Below are 23010 nucleotides of genomic sequence, written 5' to 3' on the forward strand. Positions count from 1 at the left end.
AGGGCCGGATTGAACGGCCAGCGTCACCACCATTAACTTTCCATGGGGATCCGGTAGAGCAACTCTGGCCGGCCCACCCCGCCGTACTGCGGAACGCGGGCCGCCACACCCACCTCGACCAGGTATTCCAGGTATCTGCGGGCCGTCACTCGGGACACTCCGATCGCGTTCGCCACGGCCTGCGCGCCCACCCCTTCCGGGTGCGCGCGCAACTGTGCCGCCACGGTGTCCAGAGTGTCCTGTGCCATGCCTTTCGGCAGCTCCGAGGGACCGCGCAGGGTGCCGAGCACCCGGTCCACGTCGCCCTGCCCCACGGCCAGGCCCGCCTCCTCCTTGAACCGGGCGTAACGCGACAGCTTTTCCGCCAGTGTCGCGAACGTGAACGGCTTGAGCAGGTACTGGGAGACTCCCAGCGACACCGCTGAACGGACCATGGCCAGATCGCGAGCGGAGGTGACCGCGATCACGTCGCACATGAGGCCGCCCGCCCGTACCGCGCGGCACACGTCCAGGCCGTGCATGTCGGGCAGGTAGAGGTCGAGCAGGATGAGGTCCACGGGCCGCCTGCGCAGGAAGCGCAGGGCCTCCGCGCCCGACCTGGCCACGCCCGCCACCTCGAAGCCCGGCACCCGCTCGACGAAGATGCGGTTGGCCTCGGCGGTGATCTCCTCGTCCTCGACCACCAGCACGGAGATCATGGCTTCGGCAGCCTCACCGTGAACGTCGAGCCTTCGGCCTCGATCGTGCCGCCCAGCCGCCGCACCGCCTGGCCCACCAGCGCCAGGCCGAGCCCGCGGCCGTCGCCCTTGGTGGTCCAGCCCTTCTCGAACGCGCCCGTGCCGGTCAGCCCCGGCCCGTTGTCGGACACCCTGATCAGCACGTGCCGCTCGCCGGCGCTCAGGTGCACCTCCACCCTGGAGGCCGCGTCGATGGCGTTGTCGATCAGGTTGCCCACGATCGTGACCAGCTCGCGGGCGTCCAGGCCCAGGTCGTCCAGCTCGCTGTCCTGGCTGATCACCAGCTCGGCGCCGCGCTCGGCCGCCTCCGCGCTCTTGCCCAGCAGCAGCGCCGCCAGCACCGGCTCGCGTACCGCGCCCACCACCCGGTCGGTCAGCTCCTGCGCGGCCCGCAGCTCCGCCGTGCCCAGGGCCACCGCCTGCTCGGTACGGCCCAGCTCGACCAGCGTGATGACCGTGTGCAGCCGGTTGGCCGCCTCGTGCGCGGCCGAGCGCAGCGACTCGGCGAAGCCGCGCTCGGCGTCGAGCTGGCCGGTCAGCGCCTGCAGCTCGGTGTGATCGCGGACGGTGACGACCGTGCCGAGCCTGCTGGCGGCGCTGTTGACGGCCAGGACCCGGTCACCGGCCAGGTGGATCCGCTCCTCGCCGGCGGCCGGCACCTCCTGCAGGCCCAGCTCCCGCACGTGACGGCCCTCGGCGTCGGCGGGCAGGCCGAGCATCAGGCGCGCGGCGTCGTTGCACAGCGTCAGCGTGCCGTCCCTGCCGATCAGCAGCAGCCCCTCCCTGACGGCGTGCAGCACCGCGTCGTGATGCTCGTGGATGCGGCCCAGCTCGACCGGCCCCAGGCCGTGCGTCTGGCGGCGCAGCCGCGCGGTGACCAGCCAGGTGCCCGCCGCGCCCAGGCCGAGTGCCAGCGCCACGATCAGGCAGCCCCAGGCGAGCTGGCCGCGCAGCCTGGCGCTGATTCTGTCGATCGTGATCCCGGCGCTGACCAGTGCCCGTACCCGCCCGTCCGCCATGACCGGCGTCACCGCCCGCTTGGAGGCGCCCAGCGTGCCGGTGTAGGTCTCGGTGAACGTCTCGCCGCGCAGCGCCGGTTCGATGTGGCCGAGGAAGCGCTTGCCGATCTCCGCCTCGTTCGGGTGGGTGTAGCGGGTGCCGTCCGTCTTCATGATGGTGATGAAATCGACCCCCGTCGCCGCTCGCGCCCGCTGCGCGTACGGCTGCAGCCGCACGGTCGGGTCCCGCTCACCGAGGGCCTCCAGCACGTCGGGCGAGGCCGCCACGCTGACCGCCACGGCCCTGGCCGTGGCGCCCGCCTCCTCCTGCAGCAGCTCGTGGGCCTGCAGCAGGGCCAGCACCGCGCCGCCCGTCGCCGTGACGGCGACCACGAGCAGCTGCAGGACCAGCATCTGCCCTGCCAGGCTCCAGCGCCGCATCGGGTTCCCCTCCATGTACGAAACTTACGCAATGGTGACCTGCATCACTCGTGAGGCGCATAGTCGCACATCGAGAAGGTCCCTCAAGAACCGCCGGAGAACCCCCCTATGCGCGATCGCACTCGCTATCTCTACCTGGCCGTCATCGTGGCGGTCCTGCTCGGGATCCTGGTCGGCTTCATCTGGCCGGACGTGGGCAAGGAGCTCAAACCCCTGGGCACCGGCTTCGTGGCGCTGATCCAGATGGTGATCGGCCCGATCATCTTCTGCACGATCGTGCTCGGCATCGGCTCCGTACGCCAGGCCGCCCAGGTCGGCAAGGTCGGCGGGCTCGCCCTCGGCTACTTCATCGCCATGTCCACGGTCGCCCTGGTCATCGGGCTGATCGTGGGCAACGTCATCGACCCGGGCTCGGGGCTGCAGCTCACCGACACCGCCAGGCAGGCCGCCGAGGCGGAGGCGGCCAAGGGCGCGGACGCCAGCACCGTGGACTTCCTGCTCGGCATCATCCCCGAGACGGTTGTCTCGGCGCTCACCGACGGGTCGGTGCTGCAGGCGCTGCTGGTCGCGCTGCTCGCCGGGTTCGCGCTGCAGGCCATGGGGCCCAAGGGCGCGCCGGTCCTGCGCGGCGTGGAGCACTTCCAGCGGCTCGTGTTCCGCATCCTCGCCATGATCATGTGGGCGGCGCCGGTCGGCGCGTTCGGCGCGATCGCGGCCGTCGTGGGCGCCACCGGCCTCGAGGCGCTCAAGAGCCTGGCCATCATCATGGTCGCCTTCTACGTGACGTGCGTGCTGTTCGTCGGCGTGGTGCTCGGCACGATCCTGTGGCTGGTGGCCCGGATCAACCTGTGGTCGCTGCTGCGTTACCTGGGCCGCGAGTTCCTGCTCATCCTGTCCACGTCCTCGTCGGAGACCGCCCTGCCGCGGCTCATCGCGAAGATGGAGCACCTGGGCGTCAGCAAGACCGTGGCCGGCATCACCGTGCCGACCGGCTACTCCTTCAACCTCGATGGCACCGCGATCTACCTGACCATGGCCACGCTGTTCATCGCCACGGCCACGGGGTCGCCGCTGGAGTTCGGGGAGCAGATCGCGCTGCTGCTGTTCATGATGATCGCCTCCAAGGGCGCCGCCGGCGTCACCGGGGCGGGCCTGGCCACCCTGGCGGGCGGGCTGCAGGCGCACCGGCCCGAGCTGGTCGACGGGGTGGGCCTGATCGTGGGCATCGACCGCTTCATGTCCGAGGCCAGGGCGCTGACCAACTTCGCCGGGAACGCGGTGGCGACCGTGCTCGTCGGCACCTGGACCGGGGAGTTCGACCGGGATCGCGCGGAGCGGGTCCTGGCCGGCCAGGCGCCGTTCGACGAGGCCACGCTGCTGGACGACGACGATGACGCGGACGGGCAGGACGGCGAGCCGCGCGAGCCGGCCAAGGAGATGTCCCCGGCTTAGCCGTGCCGGCACGGGGAGGCCGCGGGCCCGGCCGGGGAGGCCACGGGCCGCGGCCTCCCCGGCGTTCGCCGCGTTCGCCGCGTTCGCCGCGTTCGCCGCGTTCGCCGCGTTCGCCGCGTTCGCGGCGTTACAGCTTGCGGCCGATCCCCGCGTACGCCATCCGCGCCATGTCCTCGTCCACGAAGACCGGGTTGAGCGGGTCGTGGAACGGCCAGACCTGGTGCGCCGGCAGCCCCGTGGCCAGGCCGGGCGGGATGAGCTCGAAGTCGCCGAAGAAGGCGTGGATCTCCGTCCCCGGCCGCGGCGTGAAGTCGGCGTTGGCCTTGCGGTAGAAGTCCGTGACCTGCGCCGCCCGCTCCGAGGCCACGTCGTTGGTCACGTGCGAGATGGCCAGGTAGCTGCCGGGCGCCAGGGCGTCGCGGTAGGCGGCCATGAAGCGCTGCGGCTCGTCCTGGTCGCCGATGAGGTGCAGGACGAACATCATGAGCACGGCGACCGGCCGGTCGAAGTCGATCAGCCCGCGCACCTCGGGGTCGGACAGGATCTCCTCCGGCCTGCGGCAGTCCCCCAGCACCATCGCCACCCGGTTCGGGTCGGCCAGCAGCGCCCTGCCGTGCGTGGCCACCACCGGGTCGCTGTCCACGTAGACCACCCGGGCCTCGGGGGCGTGGCGCAGCGCCACCTCGTGCACGTTCTCCTGGGCCGGCAGGCCGGAGCCGAGGTCGAGGAACTGGGTGATGCCCTGCTCGCAGAGGTAGCGCACCACCCGGCCGATCAGCGCCCGGTTCTCCCTGGTCCCCTCGCGCACCTCCGGCATCACGCTCAGCACCATGTCGCCGAGATCGCGGTCGGCCTTGAAGTTGTCCTTGCCGCCGAGGAAGTAGTCGTACATCCGCGCCGCGTTGGGGATGTGGGGGTTCACGCCCTGCGGCGCCTGTTCCGTCATGCGTTCCATGATCCACGACCGTGGAGAGGGAAATCTACCGATTCGCGATCGGCAGCCGCAGGACGAACCGGGCGCCGCCCCGGTAGTCGTCCACGCGGATCTCCCCCCGGTGCGCCATGGCCACGTCCCGCGCGATGGCCAGGCCGAGGCCCGTGCCGCCCGCGTCGCGGCTGCGGGCGGCGTCCAGGCGGGTGAAGCGCTCGAAGATGCGCTCGCGGTCGCACTCGGCGATCTCCATGCCGTCGTTCTCGACCGCCAGCACCGCCATGCCCGGCTCCTGCTCGGCGACCGTGACGCGTACGGTGCTCTCGGCGTGCCGCTGGGCGTTGTCCAGCAGGTTCGTCAGCACCCTGGCCAGTTGCAGCCGCACGCCCTCGACCACGACCCCGTCGGCCAGCTCCACCCGCACGGGCAGCTTGTCGCTGCGGACGGCGAGCTCCATGCGCACCAGGTCGGCCAGGTCGACCGGCTCCTTGGCGACGTCCACCCGGGAGCCGATCCTGGCGAGCAGCAGCAGGTCCGTGATGATCGCCTCCAGCCGGTCGGTGTCGCGCAGCGCGCTGTTCACCAGCGCCTGCATGTCGGTGTCGTCCGGGTAGAGCTGGGCGCTCTCGAGCTGGGCGCGCAACCCGGCGATCGGGGTGCGCAGCTCGTGGGAGGCGTCGGAGGCGAACTGGCGCTGCTGCTCGGCCGAGCGTTCCAGGCGGGTCAGGGTGCCGTTGACGGAGCGGGCGAGCTGGGCCACCTCGTCGTCGCCCGGCGGTTGGGTGACGCGGTGGCTGAGGTCGCCCGCGTGCACGGCGTCCAGCTCGGCCCGCATGGTCGCCACCGGCCGCAGCGCCCTGCCGGTGACGAGCCACGTGGCCCACGCCGTCACCCCGATCAGCAGGGCGACCTCGGCGAACACGATGACTTCGAGCGTCCGGCTGGACAGCACCTCGGGCGTGCTGCGGCCGGCGTAGACGATGGGGGAGTCGGCGAACAGGCTGACCCGCACCGCCGTCAGGTGCACGCATTCGGTCGGCAGGCAGCTCGTGGTGCTGACGACCCGGTTCTTGGCGGTCGGGCGCACGTCGCTGAGCGGCGGCAGGTTCCTGGCGGCGTCGCTCGCGCCCAGGATCCGCCCGTCGGGCCCGACCACCTGGATCAGGTCCACCGGGGGGTGCGGCACCGGGATGGCGGCGCCCATGGGCAGGGCGCCGCCGCGCATCTCGTAGGCGATCCGCTCGGCCGTGTCACGGGTCTCGCTGAACACGCCGGCGGTGATCACGGACCTGGTCACCAGGACTCCCGCGATGCCCACGGGGATGAGCACGAGGGCGGCTACGGCCGTCGCGATGAAGGTGAAGCGTCCGCGCAGTGACCTGGCCCACCAGGGTGCCATCCCACGAGGCTACCGAGAGTGATCTCCGACAATTGCCGCGTAACTGGAAAGGTTTCACCAATCGTCAGCGCTGGATCCAGACCGTGGTGTCCGGCGGGATCGTGCCGTCGGCGGGCAGCGGGCCGCTGGACAGCAGCACCTCGCCCGGCAGGTCGAGGGCCACCGGCGCCTCGCCCGTGTTGAGCACCACGACCAGCCCCGGGTCGCGCTCGATGGCCAGCACGTCCTTGGGGGAGTCGAGCCACGTCAGCGTGCCGCCGCCGAGCGCCGGGTGCTGCTTGCGCAGCTTGAGCGCGGCCCGGTAGAGGTTCAGGGTGGAGTCTGGGTCGTCCTCCTGCGCCTCGGCCGACAGCGCCGCCCACCCGGCCGGGATCGGCAGCCACGGGTCGCGCCAGCCGAGGTCGCCGGTGGACGTCCAGGGCAGCGGCACCCGGCAGCCGTCGCGGCTCTCGCCGCGGCGCAGGAACGCGGGGTCCTGGCGCAGCTCGTCCGGCAGGTCGAGCACCTCGGGTAGGCCGAGCTCCTCGCCGTTGTAGAGGTAGGCCGAGCCGGGCAGGGCCAGCATGAGCAGGGTGGCGGCGCGGGCGCGGGCCAGGCTGCCGTGCCGGGTGACGTGGCGCGGCTTGTCGTGGTTGGACAGCACCCAGGTGGTGGGCGCGCCGACCAGGTCGGCCTCGCGCAGCGACTTCTCGATCACGTTGCGGAACGACTTGGCGTGGAAGTCCGCCATCATGAACTCGAAGTTGAACGCCTGGTGCAGCTCGTCCGGCCCCACGTAGCGGGCCAGCCGCTCGGGCGACGACACCCACGCCTCGGCGACGGCCATGCGCCCGCCCGGGTAGGAGTCGAGGATCGGCCGCCACTCGCGGTAGATGTCGTGCACGCCGTCCTGGTCGAAGTACGGCACCCGCTCGTCGCCCAGCATCTCGGCCTGCGGGCCGTCCTTCTGGCCCACGTCCGGCAGCCCCTCGGCCTTGATCATGCCGTGCGCCACGTCCACGCGGAAGCCGTCCACGCCCCGGTCGAGCCAGAAGCGCAGGATGTCGCGGAACTCGGCGCGCACCTCGGGGTTGTCCCAGTTGAGGTCCGGCTGCTCGGGGGCGAACAGGTGCAGGTACCACTGACCGTCCTCGACCTGCGTCCACGCGGGCCCGCCGAAGATCGACTCCCAGTCGTTGGGCTTGTCGCGGAAGACGTACCGGTCGCGCAGGCCGGCCTTGAACCACGGGTGCTGGTCGGAGGAGTGGTTCGGCACCAGGTCCACGATGACCCTGATGCCCAGGCCGTGGGCGTCGGTGATGAGCGCGTCGAAGTCGGCGAGCGTGCCGAACATGGGGTCCACGTCCCGGTAGTCGGCCACGTCGTAGCCGCCGTCGGCCATGGGGGAGGTGTAGAAGGGGCTCAGCCAGATGGCGTCCACTCCGAGCCGGGAGAGGTACCCCAGGTGCTGGCGGACGCCTTCCAGGTCCCCCATGCCGTCGCCGTTGGCGTCGGCGAAGCTTCGCGGGTACACCTGGTACACGACCGCGTCACGCCACCAGTCGTCGTTGCCGAGCATGGCTGTCCTTCCCCCGGATGACCCGAGATGTCGGGTGATGTCTGGTCAACGATGGCGCGATCACCAGAGAACGGTCAAGTGCAAGTTGCGGAAAGTTGCGAACCGCCGCCTTCAGCATAAGCACCCTCAGTCACGAGGTCGGCCGAGGTGAGCGGGATGTGGATCAGGTAACGCTCTTTCGCAAGTTCTTCCAATTCTTGCAAAGAGCCGCTAACGTCCCGGAAACGTTCGAGCTTTCTTCTCCGGCGGCGGCGCCTGTGGCGCCGCCGTTCCTCCGTGACCTCAGGAGGTCCTCCATGCGCATGCGGGCACTGGGTGTGGCAGCACTCGCGACCCTGGCGTTCGCCGCGACGGCGTGCGGCAGCACCCCGTCGGCCTCTCCGACGACGGCGCCGAGCGCGTCCGCCCCGGCCTCGGCGGCCGCGGGCGGCGGCACGCTCGTCATCTGGGCCGACCCCCTGCGGGTCAAGCCGCTGCAGCCCTTCGCCGAGCAGTTCGGCACCGAGAACGGCGTGACCGTCGAGGTGAAGGAGATCAGCAAGGACAACCAGATGACCTTCCTGACCGCCTCCCAGCAGGGCAGCGGCCCGGACGTCATGATCGGCGCGCACGACTGGATCGGCAACCTGGTGCAGAACGGCGCCATCGACCCGGTCACGTTCACCGAGCAGCAGAAGGCGTCGTTCTCGGCGAAGGCCATCCAGGCCGTGACGTTCGACGGGCAGATCTACGGAGCCCCGTACGCGCTGGAGAACATCGCCCTGATCCGCAACACCGACCTCGCCCCCGACGCGCCCGCCACGATCGAGGACATGATCGCCAAGGGCAAGGAGCTCAAGGAGGCCGGCAAGGTCAAGGAGGTGCTCTGCATCCCGGTCGGCCAGAAGGGCGACGCCTTCCACGTCTACCCGATCTTCGCCTCCGGCGGCGGCGCGCTGTTCGGCGCCACCGCGAGCGGCGACCCCGACCCCAAGCAGGTGCTGCTCGGCTCCGAGGACTCCGTCAAGGCGTTCGGCAAGCTGAAGGAGCTCGGCGAGAAGGGCGACGGCGCGCTGCGCACCTCGCTGACCAACGAGAACTACATCGTCAACTTCGCCGGCGGCAAGTGCGCCTACCTGGTCTCGGGCCCCTGGGCGATCAGCGAGGTCAAGAAGGGCGGCATCAAGTACGACATCAGCGCCGTCCCCGCGTTCAAGGACGGCAAGCCCGCCACCCCGTTCGTCGGCGTGCAGAGCTTCTTCGTCGCCTCCAAGGGCAAGAACAAGGCCCTGGCCCAGGAGTTCGTCGCCAACTACGTGACCAACAAGGACGTCGCCAAGGCGCTCTACGACGCCGACCCGCGGCCCCCGGCGCTGACCGCCGCGCTGGAGGAGGTCCAGGCGGGCGACCCCGACGCCGCCAAGTTCCTGGAGGCCGGCAAGGACGGCATGCCGATGCCCGCCATCCCCGAGATGGCCGCCATCTGGGAGCCGTTCGGCATCGCCGAGAACGCCGTGGTCAGGGGCGGCGACGCGGCCAAGGCCGCCGCGGCGGCGCAGAAGGCCATCGACGGCGCGCTCAAGAACTGACGACATGGCTCTCGACGTGCGTCAGGCCGCTTCCGCCGGAGTGCGGCAGCGGCCCCGCCGGGAGATCACCACGGCGTTCGTGGTGAGCAGGATCGTGGTGCTCGCCGTGGCGGCCGCGATCCTGCTCTACGCCGCGCCACCGCTGGTCGCCGCCGGGTCGTGGGTCGCGCTGGGGCTGCTGTGCGCCGTCAGCGCGGCCATCGCCTACCTCTACCTCACCCGGCGCTTCATCCCGGCCAAGTACCTCATCCCCGGCACCGTCTTCCTCATCGCCTTCCAGGTGTTCCCGGTCGTCTACACGCTGACCACCGCGTTCACCAACTTCGGCGACGGGCACCGCGGCGACAAGGCCGCCGCCGTCACCGCCATCGAGACCGGCTCCGTCCGGCAGGCGCCCGGCTCGCCCGAGTACACCCTGTCCGTCGCCACGCGCGGTGAGGAGCTGGTGTTCCTGCTGGTGGACCCGGCGACCAAGCAGGTCTCACTGGGCACCGCCGACGGGCTGACCCCGCTGGACGGCGCCCGGGTCGGCGTCACCGGCAAGGTGCTCGCCGCGCCCGGCCTGACCGTGCTCAAGGCGCCCGAGGCCGCCGCGCGCGGGCAGGAGATCACGGCGCTGGCCGTGCCGACCGACGACGGCGTGATCAAGGCCAACGGGCTCAGCCGCGCCGTCGAGGGCAAGGCCGCCCTGGTGTACGACGCCGCGTGCGACTGCGTACGCGGCAACGGCGACACCTGGACGGCCGACGAGAGCCAGGGATACTTCGTCAACGCCAGGGGCCAGCACCTGGCGCAGGGCTGGCAGGTCAACGTCGGCCTGGACAACTTCGCCCGCGTGCTGACGAACCCCACCATCTCCGGCTATTTCGCGGGCGTCCTGGGCTGGAACCTCGTCTTCGCGCTGGCCTCCGTGCTCGGCTGCTTCGGGCTCGGCATGGGCGTCGCCCTCGCGCTGCACCACCCGCGCATGCGCGGCACCCGGATCTACCGGATCGTGCTGATCCTGCCGTACGCGATGCCGGCCTTCGCCATGCTGCTGGTCTGGCGCGACATGTTCAACCGCGACTTCGGCCTGATCAACCAGCTCCTCGGCGCGGAGATCGACTGGCTCGGGCAGACGGGGACCGCCAGGCTCGGCGTGCTCCTCGTCAACATCTGGCTCGGCTTCCCGTACATGTTCCTCGTCACCACCGGAGCGCTGCAGGCCATCCCGCGCGAGCTGACCGAGGCCGCCTCCATCGACGGGGCCACGCCGTTCAAGGCGTTCCGCCGGGTGACGCTGCCGCTGCTGCTCGTCGCGCTGACACCGCTGCTGATCTCGGCGTTCGCCTACAACTTCAACAACTACAACGCCATCGCGCTCACCACCGACGGCGGCCCGTTCCCCGCCGACAGCCCGCAGGTGGGCGGCACCGACCTGCTCATCACCTACACCTTCAGGCTGGCGTTCGGCGCGGGCGGCGCGCAGTTCGGCTTCGCGGCGGCGATCTCGGTGTTCATCTTCGCCATCGTGGCCGTCATCTCGGCCGTGGCGTTCCGCCGCACCCGCAAGCAGGAGGAGATCTACGCGTGAAGATGACGCTCCGGCACGTCTTCGTGCTCGTCGTGTGCGCGTTCGCGGTGTTCCCGATCCTGTTCGTGCTCTCCGCCGCGATCAACCCGATGGGCACGCTGGCCTCCACCCAGCTGCTGCCCACGGGCGCGAGCCTGAACAACTTCGCCAACCTGCTGACCTCCGACACCTACCCGTTCGGCCGGTGGTTCTTCAACTCGGTGTTCATCGCGCTGGTGTCGTCGTTCGCGAGCCTGCTGCTGTCGATGTTCGCCGCGTACGCCTTCAGCCGCATGCGCTTCGCCGGCCGCCGGGTCGGCATGATGGCGCTGCTGCTCATCCAGATGTTCCCGCAGTTCCTGGCCATCGTGACGATCTTCATGATCTTCACCGAGGTGACCGAGCTCTACCCCGCCTTCGGCTTCAACACCGTGTGGGGCCTGCTGCTGCTCTACCTCGGCGGCGCGCTCGGCGTGAACACCTGGCTGATGAAGGGCTTCCTCGACACCGTGCCCAAGGAGCTGGACGAGGCCGCCACCGTCGACGGCGCCACGCACGCCCAGATCTTCTGGCGGGTCGTCATGCCGCTGGTCACGCCGATCCTCGCGGTCACCGCGCTGCTGGCCTTCATCGGCACCATGAGCGAGTTCCTCATGGCCAACGTGTTCCTGCGCGACCCCGAGAGCAAGACCCTGGCCGTCGGCATGTACGGCATGATCGCCGGCGACCACCGCAACGCGAACTTCGGCATGTTCGCCGCCGCCACCCTCATTACCGCCGTTCCGACGGTCGGTGTGTTCCTCTGGTTGCAGAAGTACATCGTCTCCGGCCTGACCGCCGGAGCAGTCAAGGGATAGGTGCAGTGCTGCGATTTCTGGGGGAGCCGCATCACGACGGCTCGGCTCTGTATGTCTCCGACCAGCGGCCCGGGCTCGGCGCGCGGGTCACGCTCTGGCTGCGCGCGCCGCTGGCCGCCGGGGTCACCGCCGTGCACGTCCGCGCCGTGCACGACGGGGAGCCGCGCTACTTCGAGGCCACGGTCGACCGGGGCAGGCAGGCGAGCGGGTACGGCCCGACCGACGTCTGGTGGCGGGCCGAGATCACCGCGGTCAACCCCGTCACCCCGTACCGCTTCCTGCTCCACACCACGAGCGGGCAGCGCTGGCTGACCGCGGCCGGGCCCGCCGCGCACGACCTCACCGACGCCGGCGACTTCCGCCTCGTCTGCCACCAGGCCCCGCCTGAGTGGATGTCGGACGCCATCGTCTACCAGATCTTCCCCGACCGCTTCGACCGCTCCCGGCCCATGCCGGACCTGCCCGACTGGGCGCTGCCCCGCGACTGGGACCGCGACCCGGTCATCCCCAGCGGCGCCGGCACCTCCCAGCAGTTCTACGGCGGCGACCTCGACGGCATCACCGGCCGCCTCGACCACATCCAGAGCCTCGGCGCCGACACCGTCTACCTGACGCCGATCTTCCCCGCCCGCTCCAACCACCGCTACAACGCCTCCACGTTCGAGCACGTGGACCCGCTGCTCGGCGGCGACGAGGCGCTGCACCGCCTGTCCGGCGCGCTGCACGCGCGCGGCATGCGGCTGCTCGGCGACATCACCACCAACCACACCGGCGACACGCACGAGTGGTTCACCGCGGCGGTCTCCGACGTGAACGCGCCGGAACGCGAGATGTTCTACTTCGACCCGGTGACGGGCGACTACGAATCCTGGTGGGGCATCAAGACGCTGCCCAAGCTCAACTGGGGCAGCGAGCTGGTACGCGCCGGGATGACGGCCGTGCTCAAGAAGTGGCTCGGCCCGTTCGACGGCTGGCGCGTGGACGTGGCCAACATGACCGGCAGGCGCGGCGCCGACGACTACGCCGCCGAGGTCGCCGCCCTGCTGCGCGCCGAGCTCGGCCCCGACGCCGCCTTCATCGCCGAGCACAACCACGACGCCACCCGCGACCTCGACCGCGACGGCTGGCAGGGCACCATGAACTACGGCGGCTTCACCCGCCCCGTCTGGGCCTGGCTGCGCGGCCCCGGCTGCGACCTGGAGCACTTCCTCGGCGTGCCGGGCGGCGTGCCGCACCGCGACGGCACCGCCACGCTGGCCGCCTTCAGGTCGTTCGCCTCGCAGATGTCGTGGCGCTCGCTCGTGCACTCCTGGCAGCTCCTCGACTCGCACGACACGCCCCGCGTCCGCACCGTGACCGGCTCGCGCGAGCGCCACCTGCTCGCCACCGGCCTGCAGGCCACGCTGCCCGGCACGCCCATGGTGTTCGCCGGCAGCGAGTACGGCCTGACCGGCGTGAACGGCGAGCACTCGCGCACCCCCATGCCCTGGAACCGGCCCGCCGACCAGGACCTTCAGACGCTGGCCGGTTACCGCGACCTGTTCGGGCTGCGCCGGGCCGAGCCCGCCCTGCGCCACGGCGGCCTGCGCTGGCTGCACGCCGACGCCGACTGCCTGGTGTTCGCGCGCGAGACGTACGACGAGACGATCCTCGTGTCCGCCCGCCGCGCGCCCGGCGAGCCGCTCCCCATCGGCACGCACGCCACCGGCCTCTACAACGCGCAGGACGGCGACGTCATCCCGGGGGAGGGACCTTCGCTGCGTATGTGGCGCCTCACGCGCTGATCACGCTACGGTGGCCTCTGCTGACTCTCCCGTCCCAACTAGATAGTGGTGTGCTCGTATGAGGTTGCTCTCCGTAGCCGTGCTGGCCTCGCTCCTGCCTGCCGTACCGTCCGCAGCCGCCGCTCATGCGGGCGCGGGCACCACCTACTACGTGGACTCCCGCGCCGGTGACGACGCCGCCGACGGCACCAGCGCGGCCACCGCGTGGAAGTCCCTGGAGAAGGTCACCGCCGCCGAGCTCAAGCCGGGCGACACCGTCGCCGTCAAGCGCGGCGGCAGCTTCACCGGTCCGTTCACGCTGGAGGCCAGCGGCACCGCCGCCCGGCCCATCACCATCAAGGCGTACGGCAGCGGCGCGCTCGCCAAGATCAGCGGCAGCGACGACGACTGCGTCGTCGTCAAGGGCAACCACTGGGCCATCAGCGGCCTGCACGCCTCCAACTGCCGCTGGGCCGGTTTCCAGCTCGACGGCGACAACAACGAGCTGAGCGGGGTCAAGGCCGACCGCAACATCGCCGGCGTCTTCGTCTCGCCCTCCGGCTCCCGCAACACCATCCGCGACAGCGTCCTGACCGACAACAACCGGATGAGCGTCAACGACGACGGCGGCGACAACGACTCCGGCGCCTTCGGCGTGCTCCTCAACGGCGACGACAACGTCGTGACCGGCAACACCATCACCGGCAGCTACGCCAAGAGCGCCGACTACGGCATCGACGGCGCCGCCGTCGAGATCTTCAACGGCGACCGCAACAGGGTCACCCACAACATCGCCAGGAACAACGAGACGTTCACCGAGCTCGGCGCCCAGAAGGGCAAGACCGCCACCGGCAACCTCTTCGCCTTCAACGTCGTCACCTCCTCCCGCACCCGTGGCTCCTTCCTCATCACCCGCGGCTCCCGCCACATCGTCGGCCCCGTCAAGGGCACGATCGCCGTGCACAACTCCGTCTACCTGCCGGCCAAGAACACCATCGGCTGGTCCTGCCACGACGGCTGCTCCCCGTCGCTGCTGAAGCTGCGCAACAACGTGATCGCGGTCGGCGGCGAGGCCGGCTGGGAGGACGGGGCCGGGGCCGACGAGGACGGCAGCGTCTACCAGGGGCGGACGGCCAAGTTCAAGCTGGGGCCCAAGTCGGTGGCGGCCGATCCCAAGTTCGTCTCCCGGACCGACCTGCGGCTGCGGCCGGGCTCGCCGGCGCTGGGGCGCGGGGTGGCGCTGACGCCGAAGTGGTACGGCGGGAAGGCGTTCGGCAAGGACGTCAAGGGCAAGGCCCTGTCCGGTCCGCTGGACGCCGGGGCTTACCAGCACTGACCCTCCCTCCAAGCGCCCGCGCCACCCCGCGGCGCCGCCCGCCCCAGGCCGGTTTGGACCGCTCCGACGCAGGCCGTTGCGATGCGGAGCCACCATGATCGATCATCGAGGGATGGACGGGCGAGGGGGGCGCGGGAGATGCCGGTGATCCAGCCGCTGCGTGCGGGAGATCCTTCCGGAACAGGGCCGTATCGGCTCGTGGGAAGGCTGGGCGCGAGCACCTACGTCGGCGAGCCGGACGACGGTGAGCGGGTGGTCGTCAGGGTCCTGCCCGCCGACGTCGATCCCGGCCGCTTCCTGGAGGCCGTCGAGCCGCTGCGGGACGTCTCGGCCTTCTGCACGGCGCAGGTCCTCGGCTCCGGCGTGCTGGAGGACGGGCGGCCGTTCGTCGTGAGCGAGTACATCGACGGCCCGACGTTACGGGAGGCCGTCGCCGCGGGGCAGCGGCTGCGTGACGCGGCGTTGCACCGGTTCGCGGTGGGGACGGTGACCGCCCTGGTCGCCCTTCACCAGCTGGGGGCGGCGCACGGCGATCTGGGACCGGACACGGTGGTGCTCGGGCCCGACGGTCTCCGGGTGATCGGGTTCGGGCTGGCACGGGCGATGGCGTCCACCGGCGAGGCCACCACCCGCACGGTGGACGTTCCCGCGTTCACCGCCCCCGAGCGGTTACAGGGAGGCGAGGCGGGCCCGGCCGCGGACCTGTTCTCGTGGGCGGCGACGATCGCGTACGCGTCGTCCGGGCGTTCGCCCTTCGACGGCGGCTCGATGGCCGGCACGGTCAACCGCATCGCGAACGCCGATCCGGAGCTGCCCGACCTCGGCGACCTGCGGGAGCTGGTGCTGGCCTGCTTGGACAAGGACCCGGCGCGGCGCCCCGCCGCGAGCGACGTGCTGCTGCGTCTCGTGGGGGAGACGAGCTTCCTGACCGGTACGGTGCCGGGGGACGGGACGGAAGCGGCTGAGCCCGCGGACGGCGCGGCGCCGGCGCCGCCCGCGCCACCGGTCGCGCCGCCCGGCCGGCGGCGGAGCACGGTGCTGGTCGCGGTGGCGGCGTTCGTCGCGGGGGCCGTGCTGTCGGGCGGCGGCGTGTACGCGCTGACAGGCCAGCGCGGGACGCCCTCCGGGCCCCCTGCCGCCGCCCAGCCCGCGACCACTCTGACCGCGACCGCCCCGCCCGCGACCGCCCTGCCGGCGCAGCCCACGGGGGCGGTGCCGACGCAGGCGGCGGGGGCGGTGATCACGGGGGCGCCGCGGATCACGGCAGGCGCGACGGCCGCGCCCGTGCCGTCGGTGGCGAAGAAGGCCGACAAGGACGTCAAGCTGCCGGACATCGGGGCCACCCTGCACGAGCACGCCACCGACGCGGTGCGCCTGGCCGCGTACCTGCAGACCAAGGAGCCGTTCAGCGCCTTCGCCCGCGACGCCTCGGGCGCGTTCAAGCAGGTCGGCTTCGGCGAGGAGCCGGTGGTCTCACCGGACGGCGCCTGGGTCGCGCTGAACCCGTGGCTGAAGTTCCAGGACTCCGACATGGACCAGGTCAAGTTCGTCAACCTCAGGACGGGCGAGCGGTTCACGGTCGACACGGTGAAGAAGCCGAAGCAGACGTGGTTCCCGGCGTGGTCTCGCGACAGCCGACGGGTGGTGCTGTCGGTCACCGACGAGAAACGGACCAAGATCAGCGGCTTCGCGGTGGTGGACGTGACCACCAGGACCGCCAAGGTGGTGGAGGCGGAGTACTCCGACGACGTCAGCCTGGCGTTCACCTTCACCCCGGACGGCGGGCTGGCCCGCGGCTACCACGACGGCGACACCAACGGCGTCGACTTCTACAACGATGCCGGCCAGGTGACCCGGAGCATGCACTGGGTGGGCAAGCCGCGCAACCGCGACTGGTTCTCCCCCTCCGGCAAGCTGTTCTACACCGTCTGCCCCAAGGGCGGGGAGCTGTGCGTGTGGAACGCCGAGACGGGCGTGCGGGTGGCCACCGTTCCGGGGATCAGCTCTGACGCGAACCTGCTCGGCTGGTTCGATGAGGCCCACCTGCTCCTCCAGCAGCCGGACAAGAAGAACGACAAGCGTGCAGAGGTGCGCATCCTGAACCTGGTCGGGGACGTGTCGCGGGTGCTCGCGGACGTCAACCCGCTCAACGGCGCCCTGAACTGGGCACCCGTGGCGCGGTGACGGCCATGCCCGCCACACCGCTGCTCGCCGGTGATCCCGCTGAGGTGGCGTCGTACCGCATCCTGGGCCGGCTCGGCGAGGGCGGCCAGGGCGTGGTGTACCTGGGAGAGTCGCCGCAGGGGGAGAAGGTCGCGGTCAAGGTGCTGCGGCACGGCCCAGCGGCGGCCGGCGGAGCGGACAACAGCGCGGGCGCCGGGGCGGACTTCGCCCGGGAGATCGAGCTGACCCGCCGCGTGAAGGCGTTCTGCACCGCGAACGTGCTGGCGACCGGCGACCTGAACGGGCTGCCGTACATCGTCAGCGAGTACGTGGACGGCCCGTCGCTGGCCCAGGTGATCGCCCAGCGAGGGCCGCTGCGCGGCGCGGAGCTGCGCCGGCTGGCGATCGGCACGCTGACCGCGCTGGCGGCGATCCATCAGGCGGGGGTGGTGCACCGCGACTTCAAACCGGGCAACGTGCTGCTCGGCCGGGACGGCCCGCGGGTCATCGACTTCGGGATCGCGCGCGGGCTGGACTCGGGCGAGCGTACCGCCGCCGAGCTGGTGGGGACGCCGCCGTACATGGCGCCGGAGCAGTTCTCCGAGGCGGGATCGGGCCCGCCGGCCGACCTGTTCGCGTGGGCGTGCACGATCGTGGCGGCGGGCACGGGCCGGCCGCCGTTCGGCTCCGCCCACCTCCCGGTGCTGATCAACCGCATCCTCACGGCGGAGCCCGAGGTGGGCGATCTCCAGGGCGATCTGCGGGAGCTGGTGCTGTGCTGCCTGGCCAAGGAACCGGCCGAGCGGCCGGCGGCCTCGCGCGCGTTGCTGACGCTGCTCGGCCATCCCGTACCGGCCAAGCGCCTGCTCGCGGCCGGCCAGGAATCCGCGACGCCGCCCGCGCCACAGCCCGCGGCCGGGCAGGGGTCCGAGGTGCAGCCCGAGCCGCAGTCCGCCGGACGCGGGACGCAGACGTCCCGGCTACGGTGGCTCCGATACTCGGCCGCTGCGGCGGCGCTGGCGGTGCTGGTGGCGGGCGGCGCGGCGTACGTGCTGACGCGGACGCCGGGCGAGCAAGCAGCCCAGGCGGTCACGCCCTCGCCGGAGCACTCGGCTCCCTCGGCAGAGCACTCGGTTCCGTCACCGGACCGCTCGGTGCCCTCACCGGACCGCTCTGTGCCCTCGCCGGGGCGCTCGGTGCACACGCTCGCGAAGCCGATGCGGACCTCCTCGACGGCGACCGTCCGTCTCCCCGACTGGTCGATCAAGGTGTACGACAACCCGGACGACCCGCTGTGGGTGACGTCGGTCTTCGGCGTGACGAACGACCCGGCGGCGGGCAACCCGGCGTACGTCCGTGACCCCGCCTCGGGAACGTTCACCTTCTTCGGCAACTTCCAGACACCGGAGGTCTCCCCCGGCGGCGGATACGTCGCCGCCCTGGGCATCGGCACCCTGGCCCGCACCGACTTCAACGTGCTGCGCCTGGTGACCCGCCGCACCGGTGAGGACGTCCAGGTCCGCACATCCGACAAGCCCGGCGACACCACCGACCTGCGCTGGAGCGACGACGAACGCCTGCTCCTGACCGTCCGCGAGGGCAAGGGGGAGAAGCGGCGCGCCACCGGGTTCGTCGTGGTGGACCCGGTCACCAAGGCCGTCACCGTCCTCGACGTGGCGGGCGGCGGCACCGGCCCGTTCGTCTGGGGGCCGGGCGGCGGCGTGCTGCACCAGGGCCAGGACGGCACGGTGCGCCTGTACGACCTGAAAGGCGCCGAGCTGCGCTCGTTCCCCGGAGTGGGCGAGCTCTTCGCCGCCAACGCGGTGACCAGCCCGAGGCACGGCACGGTGTTCAGCACCCGGTGCCCGCCGCCGGGCCGCGACCTGTGCCTGTGGGACGCCGCCACCGGCCGGCGCGCGGCCGAGGTACCGCTCGGTGACGGCCACGTGTTCGAGAGCTGGCTGGACGGCGAGCACTACCTCGCCACGACCTCCAGCGGCGGCCGCACCAAGGTGGTGATGGTGGACCTGCGGGGCAAGGTGGCGCGCACCCTCGTCGAAGGCCCGGCGAAGGAGCTGGACAAGGTGACGGTCTCGCTGACCATCCGGTGATGCCCCCCCTGGGCGTGGCCGGCGGGAGCGACGGCCCGTCCGACCGGCGGCGTCCCGCACGCTCTAGAGTGGCGCCGTGGTTCCAGATCTTCGCCAGCCGCTGGTGCGGCAGCTCGCCGAGTCCGACACGCCCCGTCACTACTGGCACATGGGCGACGAGGACGGGCGGGCGTGGTTGTTCGAGAGCGTCGAGGGTGACAACCGCGAGCAGTGGGCCGTGCGGCAGGTCGAGGTGGGCGCCGACCGGGGTGCCCGCCGTTACTGGTGGCGGCACCTGCAGGACGAGTACGGCTTCCTGACCGACCAGCCGCTGGAGGTGTGGGAGCTGACCGGGATCACCCCGGAGGCGTTCGAGGCGGTCTGGGAGGCCGCCGGCTGAGGCCCGTCGCGCCGAGGCCCCCGATACGGCCCAGGCCGGCCGGTCCAGTTCGGCGGCCCAGGCCAGCCGGCCCAGCTTGGCAGCCCAGCGCGGCGGCCCAGCACGGCGGCCCGGGTGGGCGGCGCCCAGGTCGGCGGCCCAGCACGGCGGCCCGGGTGGGCGGCGCCCAGTCGGCGGTCCAGGATCAGTTACCCAGGATCAGTTGCCCAGGGGCAGCGGCCGTGGGCCAGTGACCGGGGTTAGCGGCCGGGGGTCTCCTCACCGGTGCGGGCGTCGTGGGCCAGGATGGCGAGCTGGGTGCGGTTGACCAGCCCCAGCTTGGCCAGGGCGCTGGAGATGTGCGCCTTGACGGCCCCCACCGACAGGTGCAGGAGCGCGGCGATCTCGGCGTTCGAGGTGCCTTCCGCCACGGCGAGGGCGACCTCGCGCTCCCGTCCGGTCAGCCGGGCCAGGCCGTCGCGGGCGCGCCTGGTGCGGGCGTCCGGGGCGCCGGTGACGTGGGAGATGAGGGTGCGGGCGACCCCGGGGGACAGGACCGGCTCACCGGCGGCGGCCCGCCGCACGGCCTCGACGATCTGCTCGGGCGGCGTGTGCTTGACCAGGAACCCCGACGCGCCCGCCCGCAGTGCCTCGATCACCGTCCCGTCCGCGTCGAACGTGGTCAGCACGATCACCTGCGGCCTGCGGCCCGAGCGCGCGGCGAGCGCCCTGGTGGCGGAGATCCCGTCCAGGTACGGCATGCGGATGTCCATCAGCACCACGTCGGGAGCCAGCCGCTCGACGGCCCCCGGCACGTCGGCCCCGTCGGCGGCCTCCCCGACCACCTCGAGGTCGGGCGCGCCGCGCAGCATCAGCCGCAGCCCGGCGCACACCAGCGGGTCGTCGTCCACGAGCAGGACCCGAATCGGCTCAGCCACACGCCCTCCAGGAGATGCGTCCCTACGTCTGCTGCCACGGTAGACGCGCCGACAGCACGAACACCCCGCCGCGCACCCCATGCTCCAGACTGCCCCCGTCCAGCCCCACCCGCTCCCCGAGCCCGATCAGCCCCTTACCCCCGCCCGCCCCGGCCGCTCCGGCGTGTGAGTCGCTACCTGCCCCGGCCGCTCCGGCGTGTGAGCCGCTACCTGCCCCGGTCGCCCAGGACGGCGAGCCGCCGCCCGCCCCGGCCGCCTTGCCCTCGCAGGTCTGGCAGGACTCGGCGGGTGAGCCGGTGCCCGTGACGGGGCTCTCCACTGTGACGATCAGCTCGTCCCCGGCGACGCCGTTCACGCGTACCAGCACCTCCGCACCCGGCGGCCCGTGCTTGCGCGCGTTCGTGAGCCCTTCCTGGACGGTCCGGTACGCCGTCCGCTGCACGTGCGCCCGCACCGACCCCGCCCGCGCCGCCACCTCGTCCCCCACGGCGAGCCGCACCCGCTGCCCGGCCGACTCCGCCTCGGCGACCAGGCGCGGCAGGTCGGCCAGACCCGGCTGCGGCGGGGCGTCCGCGGGCTCACCGTCGCGCAGCACCGACAGCACGTCCCGCAGCTCCTCCAGCGCCAGCCGCGCGTTGTCCTGGATCACCTCCACCGCACCGCCCACCTCCTCGGCGTCCAGGGGCGGGCCCGTCCCGGCGGCGGCGCGGGAGCTGCGGTAGGCGAGCGCGCCCGCGTGCACGGTCAGCAGTGACACCCGATGGGCCAGCACGTCGTGCATCTCACGGGCCAGCCGTTCCCGCTCCGCCCTGCGCGCCTCCGCCAGCGCGAGCCGGTGCTCCCGCTCGGCCCTGCGCGCCTCGGCGAGCTCCAGCCTGCGTTCCCGTTCCGCCCGCTGGGCCTCAGCCAGCTCCAGCCGGTGCTCGCGCGCGCCCACCTCGGCCTCCCGCCGCAGGCTGACGACCAGGAGGCGGCGCGCCCGTACGGCCATGCCCAGGCACAGCGGCCCGCCGAGCATCAGCAGCAGCGTGGCCACCAGCACCGGCCGCTGCACCCCCGGCGGCTCGGCGAACAGCCCGTAGTACCCGCACACCAGCAGGTACGCCCCCGTGACCGCCGCCGCCCGTCCCCACGGCCGGTGCACGGCGACGGTGAGCCCGGCCACCATCGCCGCCCCCATGGCCGAGGCAGACAGGGCCAGCGCGACGGCCATCGCCACCCCGAACCGCACGGGGAAGCGCCGCCGCCACCACAGGGCCAGGCACGCCACCGCCGCCACCCAGGGGTTGATCGCCACGTGCCAGGCGGGCACGAAGTCCGCCCCGGCGGGAGGGTAGGCGGCGGCCTGCTCCACCGCCATGATCACGGCGAACGCGAACAGCCCGGCGTCGGCGGCCCAGTCGCGTGCCGTGCGGCGATCGGCGGGCCACCCGTCGAGCGCGGCGAGCTCGGCGGGCAGCAGCCGGCGTGGCACGACCGTCATGCCGGGGAGCCTATGCGAGCACGGGCCGCCGATCACTGGCCGATCGGCCACACACCATGGCCACCCGGCCAGTGCACGCCCTCGATCGGCCCTGCTGGACTGGCAGGACCGGCCGGCGCCCCCTGCCCCGGATCCCCTGGAGAACTCGATGACGACCACCAGAACGCTGCTGCTCTGTGGCGCCGCCGGCGCGCCGCTCTTCGTGATCGTGCTGCTCGCCGAGGGCGCCCTGCGCCCCGGCTACGACCCCGTCTACCACTCGGGCAGCCAGCTCAGCCTCGGCGACCGCGGCTGGATCCAGATCGCGAGCTTCATCGTGACCGGCCTGCTGATGCTCCCCTACGCCGAGGGCGTGCGCCGCGCCCTCGGCTCCCGCTGGACGGCCGTGCTGATCGCCCTGTTCGGTGTGGGCTTGATCGGCGCGGGCGCGTTCGTGATGGACCCGATGCAGGGTTACCCGCCCGGCGCGCCGCCCGGCATCCCGGCCGTCACGAGCCGGCACAACAGCGCCCACGACCTGGCCTCGCTGCTGGTCTTCCTCGCGCTGCCGCTCGCGTGCCTGACCGCCGCGTTCCGGCTGAAGGGGTGGTGGAGGGCGTACTCGCTGGTCACGGCGCTCGCCACGGTGGCGCTGTTCCTCGCGTACGGCCAGGCGTTCGCGCAGGACGCGCCCAACGCTGGCCTGATCCAGCGCGTGCTCATCGTGACGGGCTGGACCTGGCTCACCCTCCTGGCGGTGCGCCTCAGCCGGACAGCCCCGACTGCCCCGGCGACTCCGAGGAGCCCGAGCGCTCCGACATCCCCGACAACCCCCCGATGATCAGCCTGATGGCCGTGTCGAAGTCGCGCTCGACCTCCTCGGCCGGCAGGTGCCCCGTCGTCTCGGCGATGACGAAGCCCGTGACGAAGGCGTGCAGCACGTCGCTCGTCCGCCGCAGCTCCGGCTCCGGCACCCCGGCCAGGCGCAGGATGCGGTAGAGGGTCTGCCAGATGACGAGCCCCCGGTCCGCGATGATCTCGGGGTGGTTGTGCAGGTGGTGCCACATGGCCGGATGTTCCAGCGCGTTGCGGTGGTAGGCCAGGCCCAGCGCCCGGAGCTGGTCCTGCCAGGGTGAGCCGTCGTCCGGCGGCAGCTCCATGCGCTGCGCGGCCGTTGAGCAGATCAGCCTGATCAGCGCGTCCTTGTTGTCCACGTGGTGGTACAGCGACATGGGGTTGACGTCCAGCTCGGCCGCCAGCTTGCGCATGGACAACCCCTCCACGCCGCCCTCGTCCATCAGACGCAGAGCGGTGGAGCTGATCTCTTCGAGAGTCAGGGGTGCGCCCCTGCGCGCGCTCACTGCCATACACCGTATGGTAGCGTCA

General features: G+C 72.1%; 18 protein-coding genes. 10 read left to right on the forward strand and 8 right to left on the reverse strand.

Going from position 1 to position 23010, the window contains the following annotated elements; all coding sequences use genetic code 11:
* Window positions 1-32 precede the first annotated feature (32 nt).
* Window positions 33-698, reverse strand: a complete 666-nt coding sequence (locus tag AB0I79_RS04245; protein ID WP_357866626.1) for a response regulator — start codon at window positions 696-698, stop codon at window positions 33-35.
* Window positions 695-2191, reverse strand: coding sequence for a sensor histidine kinase (locus tag AB0I79_RS04250; protein ID WP_357866629.1), 1497 nt, complete (start codon window positions 2189-2191; stop codon window positions 695-697). Before AB0I79_RS04250 ends, AB0I79_RS04245 begins: the two co-directional genes overlap by 4 nt.
* Before the next feature lie 93 nt (window positions 2192-2284).
* Here AB0I79_RS04250 and AB0I79_RS04255 point away from each other — a divergent pair, with 93 nt between their 5' ends.
* Entirely contained in the window at window positions 2285-3628 is a 1344-nt protein-coding gene (locus AB0I79_RS04255; RefSeq protein ID WP_357866631.1) for a cation:dicarboxylase symporter family transporter, read from the forward strand.
* A gap of 127 nt (window positions 3629-3755) precedes the next feature.
* Here the strand turns inward: AB0I79_RS04255 and AB0I79_RS04260 are convergent, their stop codons facing one another.
* From AB0I79_RS04260 to AB0I79_RS04270, 3 genes are all read right to left on the reverse strand, one after another.
* On the reverse strand, window positions 3756-4574 hold the full coding sequence (locus AB0I79_RS04260) for an SAM-dependent methyltransferase (protein ID WP_357866634.1): 819 nt from the start codon (window positions 4572-4574) through the stop codon (window positions 3756-3758).
* A 34-nt stretch (window positions 4575-4608) separates the two neighbouring features.
* The gene (locus tag AB0I79_RS04265) at window positions 4609-5958 is read right to left on the reverse strand and encodes a HAMP domain-containing sensor histidine kinase (protein ID WP_357866636.1); all 1350 of its coding nucleotides are present in this window, start codon (window positions 5956-5958) and stop codon (window positions 4609-4611) included.
* A 64-nt stretch (window positions 5959-6022) separates the two neighbouring features.
* Window positions 6023-7516: a glycoside hydrolase family 13 protein gene (locus tag AB0I79_RS04270; RefSeq protein ID WP_357866638.1), complete on the reverse strand. Its 1494-nt coding sequence runs from the start codon at window positions 7514-7516 to the stop codon at window positions 6023-6025.
* A gap of 296 nt (window positions 7517-7812) precedes the next feature.
* On the opposite strand from AB0I79_RS04270, the gene AB0I79_RS04275 reads away from it, so the two are divergent.
* The 8 genes from AB0I79_RS04275 to AB0I79_RS04310 all read left to right on the forward strand — a co-directional run bounded on the left by AB0I79_RS04275 (window position 7813) and on the right by AB0I79_RS04310 (window position 19245).
* On the forward strand, window positions 7813-9084 hold the full coding sequence (locus tag AB0I79_RS04275) for a maltose ABC transporter substrate-binding protein (RefSeq protein WP_357866641.1): 1272 nt from the start codon (window positions 7813-7815) through the stop codon (window positions 9082-9084).
* Between the two features lie 4 nt (window positions 9085-9088).
* The gene (locus AB0I79_RS04280) at window positions 9089-10657 is read left to right on the forward strand and encodes an ABC transporter permease subunit (RefSeq protein WP_357866644.1); all 1569 of its coding nucleotides are present in this window, start codon (window positions 9089-9091) and stop codon (window positions 10655-10657) included.
* Window positions 10658-10659: 2 nt separating this feature from the next.
* A complete protein-coding gene (locus AB0I79_RS04285; protein ID WP_357867075.1) occupies window positions 10660-11493 on the forward strand; it encodes a sugar ABC transporter permease in 834 nt (277 codons plus the stop codon).
* A 5-nt stretch (window positions 11494-11498) separates the two neighbouring features.
* The gene (locus AB0I79_RS04290) at window positions 11499-13277 is read left to right on the forward strand and encodes a glycoside hydrolase family 13 protein (RefSeq protein WP_357866647.1); all 1779 of its coding nucleotides are present in this window, start codon (window positions 11499-11501) and stop codon (window positions 13275-13277) included.
* Window positions 13278-13335: 58 nt separating this feature from the next.
* Complete coding sequence (locus AB0I79_RS04295) at window positions 13336-14592, forward strand: NosD domain-containing protein (protein ID WP_357866649.1); 1257 nt, start codon at window positions 13336-13338, stop codon at window positions 14590-14592.
* Between the two features lie 198 nt (window positions 14593-14790).
* On the forward strand, window positions 14791-16776 hold the full coding sequence (locus AB0I79_RS04300; protein ID WP_357866652.1) for a protein kinase: 1986 nt from the start codon (window positions 14791-14793) through the stop codon (window positions 16774-16776).
* A 5-nt stretch (window positions 16777-16781) separates the two neighbouring features.
* Window positions 16782-18866, forward strand: a complete 2085-nt coding sequence (locus AB0I79_RS04305; protein WP_357866654.1) for a protein kinase — start codon at window positions 16782-16784, stop codon at window positions 18864-18866.
* A gap of 76 nt (window positions 18867-18942) precedes the next feature.
* Window positions 18943-19245: a hypothetical protein gene (locus AB0I79_RS04310; protein ID WP_357866656.1), complete on the forward strand. Its 303-nt coding sequence runs from the start codon at window positions 18943-18945 to the stop codon at window positions 19243-19245.
* A 239-nt stretch (window positions 19246-19484) separates the two neighbouring features.
* Here the strand turns inward: AB0I79_RS04310 and AB0I79_RS04315 are convergent, their stop codons facing one another.
* Window positions 19485-20162: a response regulator transcription factor gene (locus AB0I79_RS04315; RefSeq protein ID WP_357866658.1), complete on the reverse strand. Its 678-nt coding sequence runs from the start codon at window positions 20160-20162 to the stop codon at window positions 19485-19487.
* Between the two features lie 22 nt (window positions 20163-20184).
* On the reverse strand, window positions 20185-21645 hold the full coding sequence (locus AB0I79_RS04320) for a histidine kinase (RefSeq protein ID WP_357866661.1): 1461 nt from the start codon (window positions 21643-21645) through the stop codon (window positions 20185-20187).
* Window positions 21646-21793: 148 nt separating this feature from the next.
* On the opposite strand from AB0I79_RS04320, the gene AB0I79_RS04325 reads away from it, so the two are divergent.
* A complete protein-coding gene (locus AB0I79_RS04325; protein WP_357866663.1) occupies window positions 21794-22465 on the forward strand; it encodes a DUF998 domain-containing protein in 672 nt (223 codons plus the stop codon).
* Here AB0I79_RS04325 and AB0I79_RS04330 read toward each other — a convergent pair.
* Window positions 22389-22991 carry a TetR/AcrR family transcriptional regulator gene (locus tag AB0I79_RS04330; protein WP_357866665.1) on the reverse strand — a complete coding sequence of 201 codons (603 nt, stop codon included), beginning with the start codon at window positions 22989-22991 and terminating at the stop codon, window positions 22389-22391. The genes AB0I79_RS04325 and AB0I79_RS04330 overlap by 77 nt on opposite strands.
* Window positions 22992-23010 lie beyond the last annotated feature (19 nt).

Source organism: Nonomuraea sp. NPDC050202, from assembly GCF_040656115.1.
In the GTDB taxonomy this organism is placed as follows: domain Bacteria; phylum Actinomycetota; class Actinomycetes; order Streptosporangiales; family Streptosporangiaceae; genus Nonomuraea.

Coding starts and splice junctions, on each gene's coding strand:
- AB0I79_RS04245 (WP_357866626.1), bottom strand. CDS start 698: ATGATCTCCGTGCTGGTGGTCGAGGACGAGGAGATCACCGCCGAGGCC.
- AB0I79_RS04250 (WP_357866629.1), bottom strand. CDS start 2,191: ATGGAGGGGAACCCGATGCGGCGCTGGAGCCTGGCAGGGCAGATGCTG.
- AB0I79_RS04255 (WP_357866631.1), top strand. CDS start 2,285: ATGCGCGATCGCACTCGCTATCTCTACCTGGCCGTCATCGTGGCGGTC.
- AB0I79_RS04260 (WP_357866634.1), bottom strand. CDS start 4,574: ATGACGGAACAGGCGCCGCAGGGCGTGAACCCCCACATCCCCAACGCG.
- AB0I79_RS04265 (WP_357866636.1), bottom strand. CDS start 5,958: ATGGCACCCTGGTGGGCCAGGTCACTGCGCGGACGCTTCACCTTCATC.
- AB0I79_RS04270 (WP_357866638.1), bottom strand. CDS start 7,516: ATGCTCGGCAACGACGACTGGTGGCGTGACGCGGTCGTGTACCAGGTG.
- AB0I79_RS04275 (WP_357866641.1), top strand. CDS start 7,813: ATGCGCATGCGGGCACTGGGTGTGGCAGCACTCGCGACCCTGGCGTTC.
- AB0I79_RS04280 (WP_357866644.1), top strand. CDS start 9,089: ATGGCTCTCGACGTGCGTCAGGCCGCTTCCGCCGGAGTGCGGCAGCGG.
- AB0I79_RS04285 (WP_357867075.1), top strand. CDS start 10,660: ATGACGCTCCGGCACGTCTTCGTGCTCGTCGTGTGCGCGTTCGCGGTG.
- AB0I79_RS04295 (WP_357866649.1), top strand. CDS start 13,336: ATGAGGTTGCTCTCCGTAGCCGTGCTGGCCTCGCTCCTGCCTGCCGTA.
- AB0I79_RS04305 (WP_357866654.1), top strand. CDS start 16,782: ATGCCCGCCACACCGCTGCTCGCCGGTGATCCCGCTGAGGTGGCGTCG.
- AB0I79_RS04320 (WP_357866661.1), bottom strand. CDS start 21,645: ATGACGGTCGTGCCACGCCGGCTGCTGCCCGCCGAGCTCGCCGCGCTC.
- AB0I79_RS04325 (WP_357866663.1), top strand. CDS start 21,794: ATGACGACCACCAGAACGCTGCTGCTCTGTGGCGCCGCCGGCGCGCCG.
- AB0I79_RS04330 (WP_357866665.1), bottom strand. CDS start 22,991: ATGGCAGTGAGCGCGCGCAGGGGCGCACCCCTGACTCTCGAAGAGATC.